The organism is Streptomyces sp. N50 (assembly GCF_033335955.1).
Lineage (GTDB): Bacteria > Actinomycetota > Actinomycetes > Streptomycetales > Streptomycetaceae > Streptomyces.
This window is the reverse complement of record NZ_CP137549.1, coordinates 8,589,741-8,602,853: the sequence shown is the minus strand read 5'-3', so window position 1 is coordinate 8,602,853 and position 13,113 is coordinate 8,589,741. Positions and strand designations below refer to the sequence as shown.

Genomic DNA, 13,113 nt, shown 5'->3' with positions numbered 1-13,113 from the left:
GGCGATGACGACCGCTGCCCAGGCCGGCCTGCGCTGGTCGCACGTCGGCCTCAACTGCCGTGACCAGAAGGCCACGGAGGACTTCTACACCCGGCACTTCGGGTTCGCCCGGGCCCGGGTGGTGGAGGCCGACGGGGTCCGCGTGGTGTTCCTGCGCAACGGCCCCGTCTATCTGGAGCTGTTCGCGACCGACGCGGACGCCCTGTTCACCACGGCGAAGGACGGCCCGGAAAACCCCGGCACGGCGCGCCATCTCGCGTTCCAGGTCGACGACGTGGACGCGTTCCTCGCCGCCGCCGGGGGCGAACTGCAGCCGCTGCTCGGCCCGTTGACCTTCGACGCGTTCATCCCCGGCTGGAAGACGGTGTGGGTGTCCGACCCGGACGGCATCGTGCTGGAGGTCAGCCAGGGATACACCGATCAGTCCACCGACGAACTGGCCACGTACGCCTGACAGGAGAGTTCCCCACCATGAGGCCCGTCCCCGACCAGACCATCCTCCTCACCGGCGCCACCGACGGCATGGGCCGTGAGCTGGCCCGTGAACTCGCCGCGCAGGGGGCGTCGTTGATCCTGCACGGCCGCAACGCGGCCAAGGGCCAGGATCTGCTGGCCGAACTGCGCGCGTCCACCGGCAACGACAGGCTCAGCTACGAGCTGGCCGACTTCTCCTCGCTGGAGGACATCCGCAAGCTCGCCGACCGCGTCCTCTCCACCCACGACCGGCTCGACGCGCTGGTGAACAACGCCGGCATCGGGGTCGAGCTGGCCCGCCAGGAGAGCCAGGACGGCCTGGAACTCACCTTCCAGGTCGACTACTTGGCGGCCTACATGCTCAGCTGCCGGCTCGCGCCGCTGCTGGTGCGCTCGGCCCCGGCCCGCATCGTCAACGTCAGTTCCGCGGGCCAGGCGCCGATCAACTTCCGTGACGTGATGCTGGAGCGGAACTGGGACGGGGTGCAGGCCTACTGCCAGGCCAAGCTCGCCCAGATCAGCCTGACCTTCGACCTGGCCGAGCGGCTGCGCGGCACCGGGGTGACGGCCAACGCCCTGCACCCGGCGTCGTACATGCCGACGAAGATGGTGGTGAACCTGTTCACCCCGCAGTCCACGGTCGAGGAGGGCGTGCGCAGCACCCTGCGCATGATCACCGACCCGTCCCTCGACGACGTCACGGGCGCCTACTTCAACCGCACCCAGCGCTCCCGCGCGGGCGCCCAGGCCTACGACGAGCGCGACCGGGCCCGGCTGCGCGCGCTGAGCGAGTCGCTGACCGGGGTGAGCTTCCCGGCCGACCTGAGCGGCTGAAGCAACGGACCTGAGCGGCTGAGCAGCCTTCTTGGGCCGAGCGGCCGACCGCACCACCGAGCCCCCGCCTCGTGCACGCGAGGCGGGGGCTTCGTGGTGTACGGATGCTTCGATGCGTGCGGGTGCTAGCTCACGGTGACGGACAGCTTGTGGTGGAACACGTTGCCCGGGTCCCAAGTGGCCTTCACCTGGCGCAACTTGGCGAGGTTTCCCTTGAAGTACAGGGTCTGCCAGGGCACGCCGGAGGTGTTCCAGGCCGGGTCGGTGAGGTCGGTGTCGGGGTAGTTGATGTACGAGCCGTCGTTGGTGTCGTTCGGCACCGGTACGCCTCCGGTGTCCGCGTACAGGTCGCGGTACAGGGCGCGCATCCAGGCGACGTGCCGGTCGTCCTGCGTCGGATCGGGCCAGTACGTAGTGAAGTTGGCCTTGAGGACCGAGTCCCGCTGGGCCAGCGCGGTCGCCGTGGACGCCACGGTGTTGACCTTGCCGCCGTAGGAGTAGAGCAGGATGCCGGCGTGCCCGTCGTAGGCGGCGTCGGAGAGGTAGCCGTAGAGCGTCTTCGCCTGGGCGGCGGACCAACCCTGGCGCAGATAGGCGCCCTTGGACTTCGTGCGGTTGTAAAGACCCGTGTCGTAAGGGTCCTTGAGGGTGGTCTTCAGCCAGGGCCAGGAGGAGCGGGCGTCGGTGTACGGGACTCCGATACCGCCAGTGACCGCGGCCACGTAGGCGTCGAGGAGGGCCGAGGCATCCGAACGGGTGCCGTCTATCTGGGTGTTGAGGACGAGGCTGCCCTGGATCCGGTTGTAAAGGATGAGGACGCTGTGGAGGCTGTCGTAGGAGGAGCCAGCGACGCTGTTGCGGGCGTGCCAGGCGCCGTGGTTCGCGATCAGCGCGGTGAAGGCCGCCTCCGTGAGGTCGGTCCACTTGATGGCGACCGTCGACTTCAGCAGGGTCTTGGGCGGTCTGGGCAGGAGAGTTGAGGGGTCGGTGCCGGTGGCGCCGGGGGCGCGGAACCAGTAGCGGGTGACGATGCCGAAGGTGCCTCCGCCGCCGCCCGTGTGGGCCCACCACAGGTCGCGGTGCGGGTCGTCGGCCTCGCGGGTGGCGACGACGGCACGGGCGGTGCCGGAGGCGTCGACCACGACGACCTCGACGGCGTAGAGGTGGTCGACGACGGCGCCGTACTGGCGGCACATCGCGCCGTAGCCACCGCCGGTGACATGGCCGCCGACGCCCACGGTCGGGCAGGTCCCGCCGGGCAGGGACACGCCCCACTCCAGGTACAGGGTGCGGTAGACGTGGCCGAGAGTCGCGCCGCCCTCCACCAGGAAGGCGCGGCGGGCGGGGTCGTGGCGGACCGCGTCCATCTCCGACATGTCGACGAGTATCCGTACGTCCGGGTCGTCGACGAGTGAGTCGAGGCAGTGCCCGCCGCCGCGTACGCCGATGCGTTTGCCCGCGTCGACCGCCTCCTGGACGACGGACACCACCTGCGCGGTGGTGTGGACGAGGCGTATCGAGTCGGGGGCGGCGACGAATCTCGCGTTGTAGCCGCGGGAGGTGAGGTCGAGATAGCGGGCGTCCGAGGCGCCGACGGTGACGGCGGGGGTGGTGGTGTCCGTGGCCGTGGCGTCGGCGGCGAAGGCGCGGCCGGGGGCGACGGTCGCGCCGATGCCTACGGCTGTCGCGGTGCCGAGGAGTCCGCGCCTGGTGAGGCCGGCGGACGGGCGCCGGTCGGGTGGTGGCTGTCGTGTCACTGCTGTCTCCTGTGTCTCGTGAAGAGGTCGTCTCGTGAAAAAACTGCCGCCCAGGAGGCCAAGAGCCTTCTGGGCGGCAGGAGTTGAAGGGGGTCAGACGACGTCGTGTCCGCTGACCGTGGTCTCCGGGATCTCGTCGCGGACGTCCCAGTGCTCGGCGATCAGGTCGTTCTCGAGCCGGAAGATCTCCACGACGGCCGAGCCCCGGTCCGACGAGGTGGCACGGAAGTGGGTGTGCACGAAGACCAGGTCTCCGGAGCCCGCCGCGCGCTTGATCTCGAACCGTGCCTCGGGGAGCTGCTTGCGGAAGCCCTCGATGAACTCCACCAGCGGCCCCCGGCCGTCGGGCAGGTTCGGGTTGTGCTGGATGAGGTCCGCGGCCAGGTACTTGTCGGCCAGGTCGGTCTGCCCCTGGTTCCAGACGGTCTCCAGGTAGTCGCGCACGAAGTGCACCTGGTGGCTGCTCATGAGTTCTCCTTGGCTAACTGATGTGTACAGGTGTGGCGGACTGCTCGGCGACCTTGGCCGCCGACGCCTGCCGGACGGACAGCAGATGGGCCAGCGCGGCGAGGACGAGGACACCCAGGGCCGCCGCCGGGATCGGGCCCGCACCCACACCCGGCAGCAGGGAGCTGCCGATGAAGCTGCCGAGGCTCATTCCGAGGTAGAGCGCGGCGGCGTTCAGAGCGAGGATCAACCCCGGTTGCAGCGGCACCAGTTCGACCAGCCGGGCCTGCTGCGGGGCCTGGTAGAGCTGGCTGAAGAAGGCCCAGAACGCGAAGAACACGAGCCCGGCGGTGGAGTGCGGGGCGACCAGCAACAGGGCGAATCCCAGGGCGAGTCCGATGACGGCGAGGCCCACCGTCCGTTCGCCGCCCAGCCGTTCGGCGATCCGCGGGGCGGACGCGTTGCCCGCGACGCCGATCACGCCGAAGGCCAGCAGGGTCACCGAGATCAGTCCGGACGACGCGTCGAAGCGGTCCTTCAGATAGGCGCCCGCGATGCCGTAGACGGTGAACTGGGCGGCCATGAACAGCAGGGTCGTCGAGACCGTGGCCACGGTGGCGGGGGTGTGCAGCGCGCCCCGGTAGGCCTGCACGGTGGGCGGTTCGCCGGCCGGGATCTCGGGGACGAACACGAACACCGTCACGAAGGCGACCGCGGAGAGTACGGCCACACCGAGCAGCGCCGGACGCCAGCCGAGGCTGCCGCCGAGGAACGAGGCCAGCGGCACACCGAGTACGGCTGCCGCAGTCATCCCGCCGAAGACGGTGGCGAGGGCCCGCTGCCGGCGCTCCGCGGGGACGATGAGCGCACCGGCCGCCGAGGCGCCGGGTCCGAAGACGGCGGCGCCCATCGCCGCGAGGACCCGAGTGGCCGTCAGGAAGCCGTAGTTGGGCGCCACGGCTCCGAGCGCGGCGCCCACGGTGAGCAGCCCGATGCCGACGAGGAGGACGCGCTTGCGGTTCCAGCGGCGCAGCAGGATGGGGGCCGAGGGCGCGAAGACCGCGAAGGTGAGCGCGAAGACGGTGACGAGTATGCCCACCGAGGCGGGTTCGACATGCAGATCGTCCCCGATCGGACCGTTCAGGCCGACGACCGCCAAAGAGATCGTCCCCAGGCTGAAGTAGCCCAGTGAGAGTGACAGCAAGGCCGGTAAGGCGTTGGTGCGGGACGGCATCACGCCACCTCCTCTTCCGAACGGGAAAGGTGCATACGGTGACCGTAGGAGCGGTCCAATTGCCCCCGCGCGCGTCGCGAGGAGGACCCCGGCACTGCCCGAGGTCCGTCCCCGCACTACGTCAGGTCGTGCCGAAAGCGCGTGCGCGCAGCACCAGCGGCACGCTCCGGCCGGAGCTGATCAGCCAGTGCTCCACGGCGTTGACCAGCAGGAGCAGCGCAGCGGTGAGGGCCAGCACAGCGAGGGCCGGTACCAGCGGTGCCACAGCGGCGGCGGCCAGCAGCACGAGGCCGCAGTAGAAACGGGTGGCGGACGCGGCGCCGAACATCCGGCGGCGCGTGTAACAGAACGTGAGCAGGATCAGGGCGGCGCCGACGGGCAGCAGTCCGGCGGCACCGGAGTGCGGGACGCGCAGCGGGTCGTGCACGGTCCGTACGGCGCCGACGGAGACCAGCAACAGCCCGGCGACCAGGACGAGATGGCCGTAGCTGAGGACGTCCCGTACGACGATCGCGGGGGTGGGGTGGGTGCGCAGGGCGTGGGCGACGGCCGAGGCGACGAGGTGGAAGTAGAGCCACCACAGGGCGCACCCGATGAGGAAGGCGAGGACGAGCGCGGTCAGACTGACCGGGTCGAGAGGTCCCTTGGCGACTCCGGCGCCCACGGAGAAGATGTTCTCGCCGAGCGCGATGATGATGAACAGGCCGAACCTTTCCGGGAGATGGTTGACCCCGAAGGCCAGCCGCCGCAGATGGCCGCTGAGCAGGACGGGCGCCGCCAGCTCGGCGACCACGGCGACCGCCCAGCACACCTCGCGCCAGGGGGCGGGGAGGGTGGCGGCGCCGAACAACACCAGGGCGAAGGCGAGTCCGGCCCGGTAGGGGTGGATGGTGTAGAGCGCGCACTCCCTGCGGATGGCCTCGCCGATGAGCAGGCGGAGGGCGAGGTAGCTGCCCGCGTACAGCAGGGCCTGTTCCCGGTTGTTCAGGGCCTGCGGCGCGGCAACCGCCATGCCGTAGACGGCGAGTGCGGTCAGCATCAGGAACACCCGCTGGAGACTGGTCTCGTGCACGGCGTTCATCGCCATGACGACGTCCACCCAGGCCCACCACAGCGGGACGAGCACGAGCAGACACTGTCCCAGCACGGGCCAGGTGGCGTGCCCGGCGAGCAGGTGCGCGACCTGGCCCACGCCGAACGCGAGGACCAGATCGAAGAAGAGCTCCGCCCAGGTGGCCCGGTCACGCACCTGAACGGCCGGGACGGTCGTTGTCGCGGTTGCGTCGGTCATCGTCGTATCGGGACACGGGAGGGAGCGGCGAACACGGAATGCGCGAAGTGGACACCCATTGCGGCAAGTTGACCGCCCGGCTGTCCGAACTTCAGCGCCCGCCGAGCACCACCACCCGCACCGGCCCGCCGTTCACGTCGACGAGCCGCGTCCACCCCGACGCCAGGGTCAGCGTGCGATTCGGTACGGCCGTCCGCTGCCGCTCCCGATGCAACACCCGCCCGTCCTGGACGACTTGCAGCACCGGCCGCTTCAACAGGGCCGAGGTGCGCAGGACATACGGATGCCCGTCACCCGGGGCGATACGGTTCGGGGCGATCCAGCGCAGAGGCGGCTCGACGAGCAACGGCACGGCGGTGCAGGGCCGTTCGGCACCGGCGAGGCTCTCCAGAACGGCGGCGGCGACCCGTACCCCCTCGCGGGTGGCGGTGGCCGCGTCCTCGACGGGGTGCAGGAGGCTCCCGGCGGCGAACACACCGGGCCGGGAGGTGCGCAGGCCCCCGTCGACAGCGGGGCCCCGGCCGCCGGGGTCCAGGTGCAGACGCCCCCGCCGGGCCAGCTCATGGTCGGGCACGAAGTCACCGGTGAACACGACGGTGTCGCAGGCGAGTTGAGCCGTACGACCGTCCCGGTGCCGGACGCGGACGCCGGACAGCCGCCCGTGGCCGAGGAGTTCGGTGACCGTGGTGTCGGTGAGGAGGGGGATGCGGTGGCGGAGGCGGGCGTTGTGGGTGCGGGCGATGGTCGCCTGGGAACGGTCCAACTCGGTGACCATGGCGACGACCTGGGCTCCGGCGGCGCGGGCGGTGTCGGCGGCGGAGTAGGACACGTCCTCGGCACCGACGATGACGGCCCGGGTACCGATCCGCTGCCCGTACACATGCACCGCCTGCTGCAACTCCCCTGTGGTGTACACCCCGTTGGGGCGGGTCCCCGGCACCAGCCGGGCCGCGCGCGGCCGTTCGCGGGCACCGGTGGCGAGGACGACGGCTGCCGCGCGGATGGTCTCCGGCCCTTGCGGGCCAACGGTGTTCAGGGACAGCGGCCCCGCCCAGTCGAGGGCCGTGACCCCGGTGCGGACGACGGCTCCGGCACGCACGGCGGCGCCCAGGATCAAGCGGGCGTACGCGGGCCCGGTGAGCGGGCGCGTCCAGGTGCCGAAGCCGCCGTGGTGGCAGTGCCGGGGCACTCCCCCGGCCTGCTGCTCCCGGTCCAGGACTTCGACGCGGGCGACTCCGGCGACGGCGAGGCGCGCGGCGGCGGCGAGTCCCGCGGGTCCGGCGCCGACCACCAGGACGTCCACTTCGCGTTCCGGGCGGGTCATGGCCGGGCCCCTTCGGGCGGCGTCGCGCGGATCATGCCTCAGCCCCTTCGAACAACTCCCGTACAGCGGCCCCGCAGTAGAACCCTTGGCAACGCCCCGCCCGCACCCGGGTACGCCGACGCAGTCCGTCCAGGTTGCGCGGCGGCACCGTACTCGCGAGCGCGTCCCGGATCTCGCCGCGTGAGACGCGCTCGCAGTGGCAGACGAGGGTGCCGTACTCCGGGTCCGCGGCGACGAGTTGAGCGCTCTGGTGGGGGCGCGGGTGTGCGTCGCCGAGGTTGGGCATGTGGACCGGTCCAAGATCCCGCATCGGGCCGAGGTCCAGGCCCGTGTCGGCCAGCAGCGCGGTCACGTGCGCGGCGATGGCCATGGACGCCGTCAGGCCGGTGGAACGGATGCCGCCGACCGTGATGTACGCCTGCTCGGGGTGGGCGGTGATGCGGTAGTCGTCCTGTTCGGTGGCCGCGCGCAGACCGGCGTAGACGGCGGTGACCTCCTCATCGAGCAGCGCGGGGAGGATCCGTGCGCCCTTCTCCCGCAGCAGGGCGAGTCCTTCGGCCGTGGAGCCGGTCGCCCCTTGTCGTCCAGGTCCTCGGCGGTGGGGCCGAGGAGGAGGTTGCCGTAGACGGTCGGGGTGACGAGGACGCCCTTGCCGAGTGCCGTGGGGACGGGCAGGAGGATGTGGTGGAGCAGGTCGCGGGCGAGCTTGTCGAAGACGATCAGTTGGCCCCGGCGCGGGGTGACCGTGAAGTCGTGGTGGCCGAGGTGACGGTCCAGGGTGTCGGCGTGCAGTCCGGCCGCGTTGACGAGCCAGCGGGCGCGGAGGGTTCCTCGGGGGGTGGTGAGAACATGCGCACCCTCGCCCCAACTGATCTCCCTCACCGGTGAGTTGAGGTGCAGGTCCACCCCGTGCCGGACCGCCTGGGTCGCGTAGGCCAGTGTCGTCGTCCACGGGCAGACGATGCTCTCGCCGGGCACGTGCAGGGCGCCGAGCGCGCCCGGGCCGAGGTGTGGTTCGCGTTCGTAGAGTTCGGGAGGGTCGATCAGGCGGGTGTCGCCGTATTCATTCCGTACGGCTTTCTCCGCCAAGTGCGGTAGCGCGGCGAGCTGTTCCTCGTCCCAGGCCACGAGCAGGGCGCCCACCGGTTCGACGGCGATGCCCGACTCGGCGGCGTACGCGGCGAGTTGGCGTGCCCCCTCGCGGACGAGCCGTGCTTCGAGGGAGCCCGGTACCGCGTCGAAACCGGTGTGCAGGATCGCGGTGTTCGCCTTCGAGGTGCCCTGGCCCACGTCGTCCTGGGCCTCGACGAGGGCCACGCGCAGGCGCGGCCGGCGGGCGAGTTCGCGGGCGATGGCGCAGCCGACGACTCCCGCGCCGACCACCGCCACGTCGTAACTCCCCGGCGGCAGCGGCCCGTTGGCCGTGACCGTCATGCAGGGGTCCGGTCGAGCAGTGCCGTCACTTCGGTGCGGAAGGCGGCGAGGCGTTCGGCCGCGTGGTCGGGGGTGATGCGCGGTTCGTAGACGGCGGCGGGTTTCCAGTCGGGCAGGGCGTCGGCGAGCGACAGCCCCGGCTCCGCGCCGATTTGGGCCAGTGCGCCCACGCCGAGGGCGGTCGCGTCGGGCAGCGCCGATACCTCGACGGGGCGTTGGAGGAGATCGGCCTGCGTCTGCATGAGCAGCGCCGAGCGGGTCAGGCCGCCGTCCACACGCAGGACGTCCAGGGGTGTGCCGAGGTCGGTCGCGGCGGCCTCGGCGAGTTCGACGACCTGGGCGGCGAGGCCCTCGCACAGGGCGCGGACCAGGTGTCCGGAGGTGGTGTCGAGGCCGAGACCGCTGAGGGAGCCGCGCACGTCGCCGCGCCACCAGGGGGCGGCCAGGCCGGCGAGGGCCGGTACGAAGGTGACGCCCCCGCTGTCGGGTACCGCGCCGCCCACCCGGTCCAGGTCGGCGGCGCCGCTGATGACGCCGAGGTCGGCGAGCCACCGTACGGCTGACGCGGCCGTGTAGACCTGACCGTCGAGGCAGTAACTGGTCCGCCCGCCGAGCCGCCACGCCACGCAGCTCACCAGGCCCGAGTCGCCGCGCCGGGGTGTGTCGCCGGTGTGCGCGAGGAGGAACGCCCCTGTGCCGTAGGTGCACTTGGCGCCGCCGGGTGCGGTGACGCGCTGGGCAAGGAGGGCCGCCTGCTGGTCCACGACGAGACCGGTGAGCGGGATCTCCGCGCCGAACGCCGTTGTCGTACCGATGAGTTCGGCGCAGTCGACGACACCCGGGAGCCGTTCTCCGGACAGGCCGTAGAGGTCGAGGGCGCGGGGTGACCAGGCGGCCCTGTCGAGGTCGAGGAGCTGGGTGCGGCCCGCGGTCGCCGCGTCGGTGACGTGGGTGCCGGTGAGGCGGTGGACGAGCCAGGAGTCGCTGGTGGTGACCATCCCGTCACGGGTGAGCTGGCGGCGGATCCAGGCCATCTTGGGCGCGGCGAAGTACGGGTCGAGGGGGAGGCCGGTCAGCTGGCGCAACTCGTCGGCGTGCGCGGCGAGTTCGGCGCAGACGCTCTCCGCCCGCCGGTCCTGCCAGACGAGCGCGTCGGTGAGCGGCATTCCGGTGTCGGGGTCCCAGGCGAGGACGGTCTCGCCCTGGTTGGCGAGGCCCAGTGCCGTCACGGGTTCGTCGGCCTCGGCGAGCGCCCGGCGCCCGGCGACGATGACCGAGTCGTACAACTCCTCGGGGTCGGCCTCGACCAGGCCGCCCGGCAGTCGGCGGGTCCCCACCGAGACGAACCCGGTGCCGATCACGCCGCGTTCGGGACAGATCACCAGGGCCTTCGTGCCGGATGTTCCCTGGTCGACGGCGAGTACCGGACCCGTCATACCACCCCTCCCGTAGATCACTCCGCGACAGACTGCCGCCGCTCCGCACCGCGCGTCAAGGGTTTCTGATCATCGCTCAGCTCACGCTCAACTCGCAGATATATCTGCCGAGTTGGGGACGATCGGGAAACCTCCGGTGATGCGGAACGCGCGCCTCTATAGTGACCGCGGACCGACGTGATCTCCTCGACCGCCGCCCGCAGGAGGGCTGTTGTTACTCCACTTTGCCGTCATGCCTGTCAACCGCCTTGCGGCGGACGGCTGATGGCGAGAGACGGAGCACGCCCCGCCTACGATCCCGCCGGCCACGACACGGCCCTGCGCGCGGCGCTGCAGGATCTGCGGACCGGGCGCTGGATGGCGATGCGCGGTCTGCTCGCCGGTACCACCCAGTGGTGGCAGTGGACGCAGCGCACCCAGGTCCTCGCGGCAGCGGCGGCCGGTACCGACGTGGTGCGGGCCTGGCTCGCGGAGGAGCCGGACAGTGTCCCGGCCGCGGTGATGCGGGCCCGGGTCGCGGTGGAGCGCGCGCTGCGGGCGCACCGCGAGAAGCACCGTCGTACGCACGAACTGTGGGTCGAGGCCTGGGACGCGAGCGAGAGCGCCTCCCGGGTCGCGCCCCACGACCCGGTGCCGTGGGTGTGTCTGCTGGCGCTCGCGCAGATCGACCGGGACCAGCGCTGGGACGAGCACCGGGCCGAGCCGCCGGAGCCGATGCTGCCGACGGGCCCGTGGGGGCTGCTGGCCGAGGCCGACCGGCGTGACCCGTTCAACCGCGAGGCGTACCACCGGATGCTGCAGTTCCTGTACGCGCGGGCGTCCTCGGGCGGCCGACGGAGGCGGTCGGCTACGCGCACTGGGCGGCGGAGTCGGCGCCGCGGGGTTCCGCGCTGCACGTCCTGCCGCTGTATGTGCGGGTCGAGCGGTACCGGCGCGGCGGCGGGCAGGACGCCGCGCTCGATCTGCACTGGGTGGCGGAGGACGCCGGCCGCGAGGCGCGCCGGGCCCTGCACCTCTGGTTCGAACACACGCACATGGCCGAGCGCTCGCTGCTGGACCTGAACCATCTCGCCCACGCGCTGTGGGGCGCGCTCCAATTCCCGGACGCGGCCCGGGTGTTCGACGCGCTGGGCCCGTACTACACCGCCGTGCCGTGGGCCTACCGCACCCCTCGGCCGGGCGATCCGGCGCAGGCGGCGGAGGTGTTCGTGCAGGCCCGCGCCCGCTGCCGGGCCGCCCGCGATCCCGGTGGGCGCCCCTGAGACCCCCGCACCCCCTATCCCCGGAGGTTCCGTCATGTCGACCCTCAATTCCGCAGGCGATCCGCAGCACGACGAGGAACAGCGCCTGCGCGAACTCGGCTACCGGCCGGTGCTCGCCCGCCGTATGGGCGGTTTCGGCAACTTCGCGATCAGCTTCTCGGTGATCTCGATCCTGTCCGGCTGCATGACCCTGTACGGCTTCGGCATGGGCGCGGGCGGCCCCGCCGTGATGCTGTGGGGCTGGGCGGGCGTAGGCCTGTTCGTGCTCTGCGTGGGCCTCGCGCTGGCCGAGGTCACCAGCGCGTATCCGACCTCGGGCGCCCTGTACTACATGGCCGACCGGCTCGGCGGCCGCCGCTGGGGCTGGTACACGGGCTGGCTGAATCTGCTCGGTCTGCTGGGTGCGATCGCCGGGATCGACTACGGCGCGGCCCTGTTCACCGGCGCATTCGCCAGCATCCGGTGGGGCTTCGAGCCGACGCCCGGAAAGACCATGCTGATCTTCCTCGGCATCCTGCTGCTGCACGCGTTACTCAACCTGTTCGGCGTCCGGCTGGTCAGCGTCCTCAACTCGATCAGCGTCTGGTGGCACCTGGCGGGAGTCGCGGTCATCGTCGGCGCGCTGGCGATCGTCCCGGACCACCACCGGTCGGCGTCCTTCGTGTTCACGAAGTTCGTCAACGACACCGGCTGGTCAAACCCCGTGTACGTGGCGGCGATTGGCCTCCTCCTCGCTCAGTACACCTTCTCCGGCTACGACGCCTCGGCGCACCTGTCCGAGGAGACGTCGAACGCGTCGGTGTCGGCGGCACGCGGCATCGTCCGCTCCATCTGGGTCTCGTGGATAGCGGGTTTCGCCCTGCTCGCGGGCCTCACCTTCGCGATCCAGGACTACGCGGGCACGCGGAACAGCGGCACCGGGGTACCGCCCGCGCAGATCCTCCTCGACGGCCTGGGCACGGACGGCGCGAGCGCCCTGCTCCTCGTGGTGATCGTGGCGCAGCTGTTCTGCGGCAACGCCGAGGTCGCCGCTGCCAGCCGCATGGTCTTCGCGTTCAGCCGGGACAAGGCGCTCCCCGGCTCGGCGCTGTGGCGCAAGGTCAGCAGCCGCACACAGACCCCGGTGGCCGCCGTATGGCTGGCGGTGGTGGCCGCCGGAGTGCTCGCGCTGCCGTCCCTGTACTCGACGACGGCGTACGGCGCGGTCACCGCGATCAACGTCATCGGCATCACCCCCGCGTACGCCATCCCCGTGTTCCTGCGCCTGCGCGCGGGGGACCGTTTTCAGCCGGGCCCGTGGAGCCTGGGCCGCTGGAGCAAGCCGGTCGGCTGGGTCGCGGTGATCTGGGTGGCGTGCGTCACCGTGCTGTTCTGCCTGCCGCAGTCCTCGCCGGTGACGGTCGACTCGATGAACTACGCGTCCATCGCCCTCGCCGTCGTCCTGATCCTGGCCAGTGTGTGGTGGTACGTCGCCCGCCGTTCCTACGGCACCCCGACCACGGCGGCCTACGGTTCCGACCGCGACCAGGCCGAGCTCGCCGAGGGAATCGTCTGAAAGCCGTGCTCACAGCCCCGGACGGGGTACGAACTCCCCGTCCGGATACGGCAGGATGAGCGGTC

The 13,113-nt window shown here is 71.5% G+C and carries 9 protein-coding genes and 2 pseudogenes; 4 read left to right on the top strand and 7 right to left on the bottom strand.

What is annotated here, in order from left to right:
* Nucleotides 1–4: 4 nt before the first annotated feature.
* Nucleotides 5–454, top strand: a complete 450-nt coding sequence (locus R2B38_RS38145) for a VOC family protein (protein WP_318020370.1) — start codon at nt 5–7, stop codon at nt 452–454.
* 17 nt (nt 455–471) lie between these two features.
* Entirely contained in the window at nt 472–1,308 is an 837-nt protein-coding gene (locus R2B38_RS38140; protein WP_318020369.1) for an SDR family NAD(P)-dependent oxidoreductase, read from the top strand.
* 125 nt (nt 1,309–1,433) lie between these two features.
* On the opposite strand, the gene R2B38_RS38135 is transcribed toward R2B38_RS38140, so the two are convergent.
* The 7 genes and pseudogenes from R2B38_RS38135 to R2B38_RS38100 all read right to left on the bottom strand — a co-directional run bounded on the left by R2B38_RS38135 (nt 1,434) and on the right by R2B38_RS38100 (nt 10,231).
* Nucleotides 1,434–3,065, bottom strand: a complete 1,632-nt coding sequence (locus tag R2B38_RS38135; RefSeq protein ID WP_318020368.1) for an FAD-binding oxidoreductase — start codon at nt 3,063–3,065, stop codon at nt 1,434–1,436.
* Between the two features lie 93 nt (nt 3,066–3,158).
* Nucleotides 3,159–3,533 carry an ester cyclase gene (locus R2B38_RS38130; protein WP_318020367.1) on the bottom strand — a complete coding sequence of 125 codons (375 nt, stop codon included), beginning with the start codon at nt 3,531–3,533 and terminating at the stop codon, nt 3,159–3,161.
* A 13-nt stretch (nt 3,534–3,546) separates the two neighbouring features.
* The gene (locus R2B38_RS38125) at nt 3,547–4,746 is read right to left on the bottom strand and encodes an MFS transporter (protein WP_318020366.1); all 1,200 of its coding nucleotides are present in this window, start codon (nt 4,744–4,746) and stop codon (nt 3,547–3,549) included.
* 121 nt (nt 4,747–4,867) lie between these two features.
* Nucleotides 4,868–6,037, bottom strand: coding sequence for a low temperature requirement protein A (locus R2B38_RS38120; RefSeq protein ID WP_318020365.1), 1,170 nt, complete (start codon nt 6,035–6,037; stop codon nt 4,868–4,870).
* 91 nt (nt 6,038–6,128) lie between these two features.
* Nucleotides 6,129–7,361: an NAD(P)/FAD-dependent oxidoreductase gene (locus R2B38_RS38115; protein WP_318020364.1), complete on the bottom strand. Its 1,233-nt coding sequence runs from the start codon at nt 7,359–7,361 to the stop codon at nt 6,129–6,131.
* A gap of 31 nt (nt 7,362–7,392) precedes the next feature.
* Nucleotides 7,393–8,795: pseudogene (locus R2B38_RS38105) on the bottom strand (FAD-dependent oxidoreductase).
* Nucleotides 8,792–10,231, bottom strand: coding sequence for an FGGY family carbohydrate kinase (locus R2B38_RS38100; RefSeq protein ID WP_318020361.1), 1,440 nt, complete (start codon nt 10,229–10,231; stop codon nt 8,792–8,794). The pseudogene R2B38_RS38105 and the gene R2B38_RS38100 overlap by 4 nt, the downstream one beginning before the upstream one ends.
* Before the next feature lie 264 nt (nt 10,232–10,495).
* Between R2B38_RS38100 and R2B38_RS38095 the strand changes: the two are divergent.
* Together R2B38_RS38095 and R2B38_RS38090 are read left to right on the top strand one after the other, a co-directional pair.
* Nucleotides 10,496–11,493: pseudogene (locus R2B38_RS38095) on the top strand (hypothetical protein).
* Between the two features lie 34 nt (nt 11,494–11,527).
* On the top strand, nt 11,528–13,048 hold the full coding sequence (locus R2B38_RS38090) for an amino acid permease (protein WP_318020360.1): 1,521 nt from the start codon (nt 11,528–11,530) through the stop codon (nt 13,046–13,048).
* Nucleotides 13,049–13,113: the final 65 nt, after the last annotated feature.

Excerpts from the sequence above, each read along its gene's own strand:
- R2B38_RS38140 (WP_318020369.1), top strand. The coding sequence starts at position 472 with ATGAGGCCCGTCCCCGACCAGACCATCCTCCTCACCGGCGCCACCGAC.
- R2B38_RS38125 (WP_318020366.1), bottom strand. The coding sequence starts at position 4,746 with ATGCCGTCCCGCACCAACGCCTTACCGGCCTTGCTGTCACTCTCACTG.
- R2B38_RS38120 (WP_318020365.1), bottom strand. The coding sequence starts at position 6,037 with ATGACCGACGCAACCGCGACAACGACCGTCCCGGCCGTTCAGGTGCGT.
- R2B38_RS38115 (WP_318020364.1), bottom strand. The coding sequence starts at position 7,361 with ATGACCCGCCCGGAACGCGAAGTGGACGTCCTGGTGGTCGGCGCCGGA.
- R2B38_RS38090 (WP_318020360.1), top strand. The coding sequence starts at position 11,528 with ATGTCGACCCTCAATTCCGCAGGCGATCCGCAGCACGACGAGGAACAG.
- R2B38_RS38100 (WP_318020361.1), bottom strand. The coding sequence starts at position 10,231 with ATGACGGGTCCGGTACTCGCCGTCGACCAGGGAACATCCGGCACGAAG.
- R2B38_RS38145 (WP_318020370.1), top strand. The coding sequence starts at position 5 with ATGACGACCGCTGCCCAGGCCGGCCTGCGCTGGTCGCACGTCGGCCTC.
- R2B38_RS38130 (WP_318020367.1), bottom strand. The coding sequence starts at position 3,533 with ATGAGCAGCCACCAGGTGCACTTCGTGCGCGACTACCTGGAGACCGTC.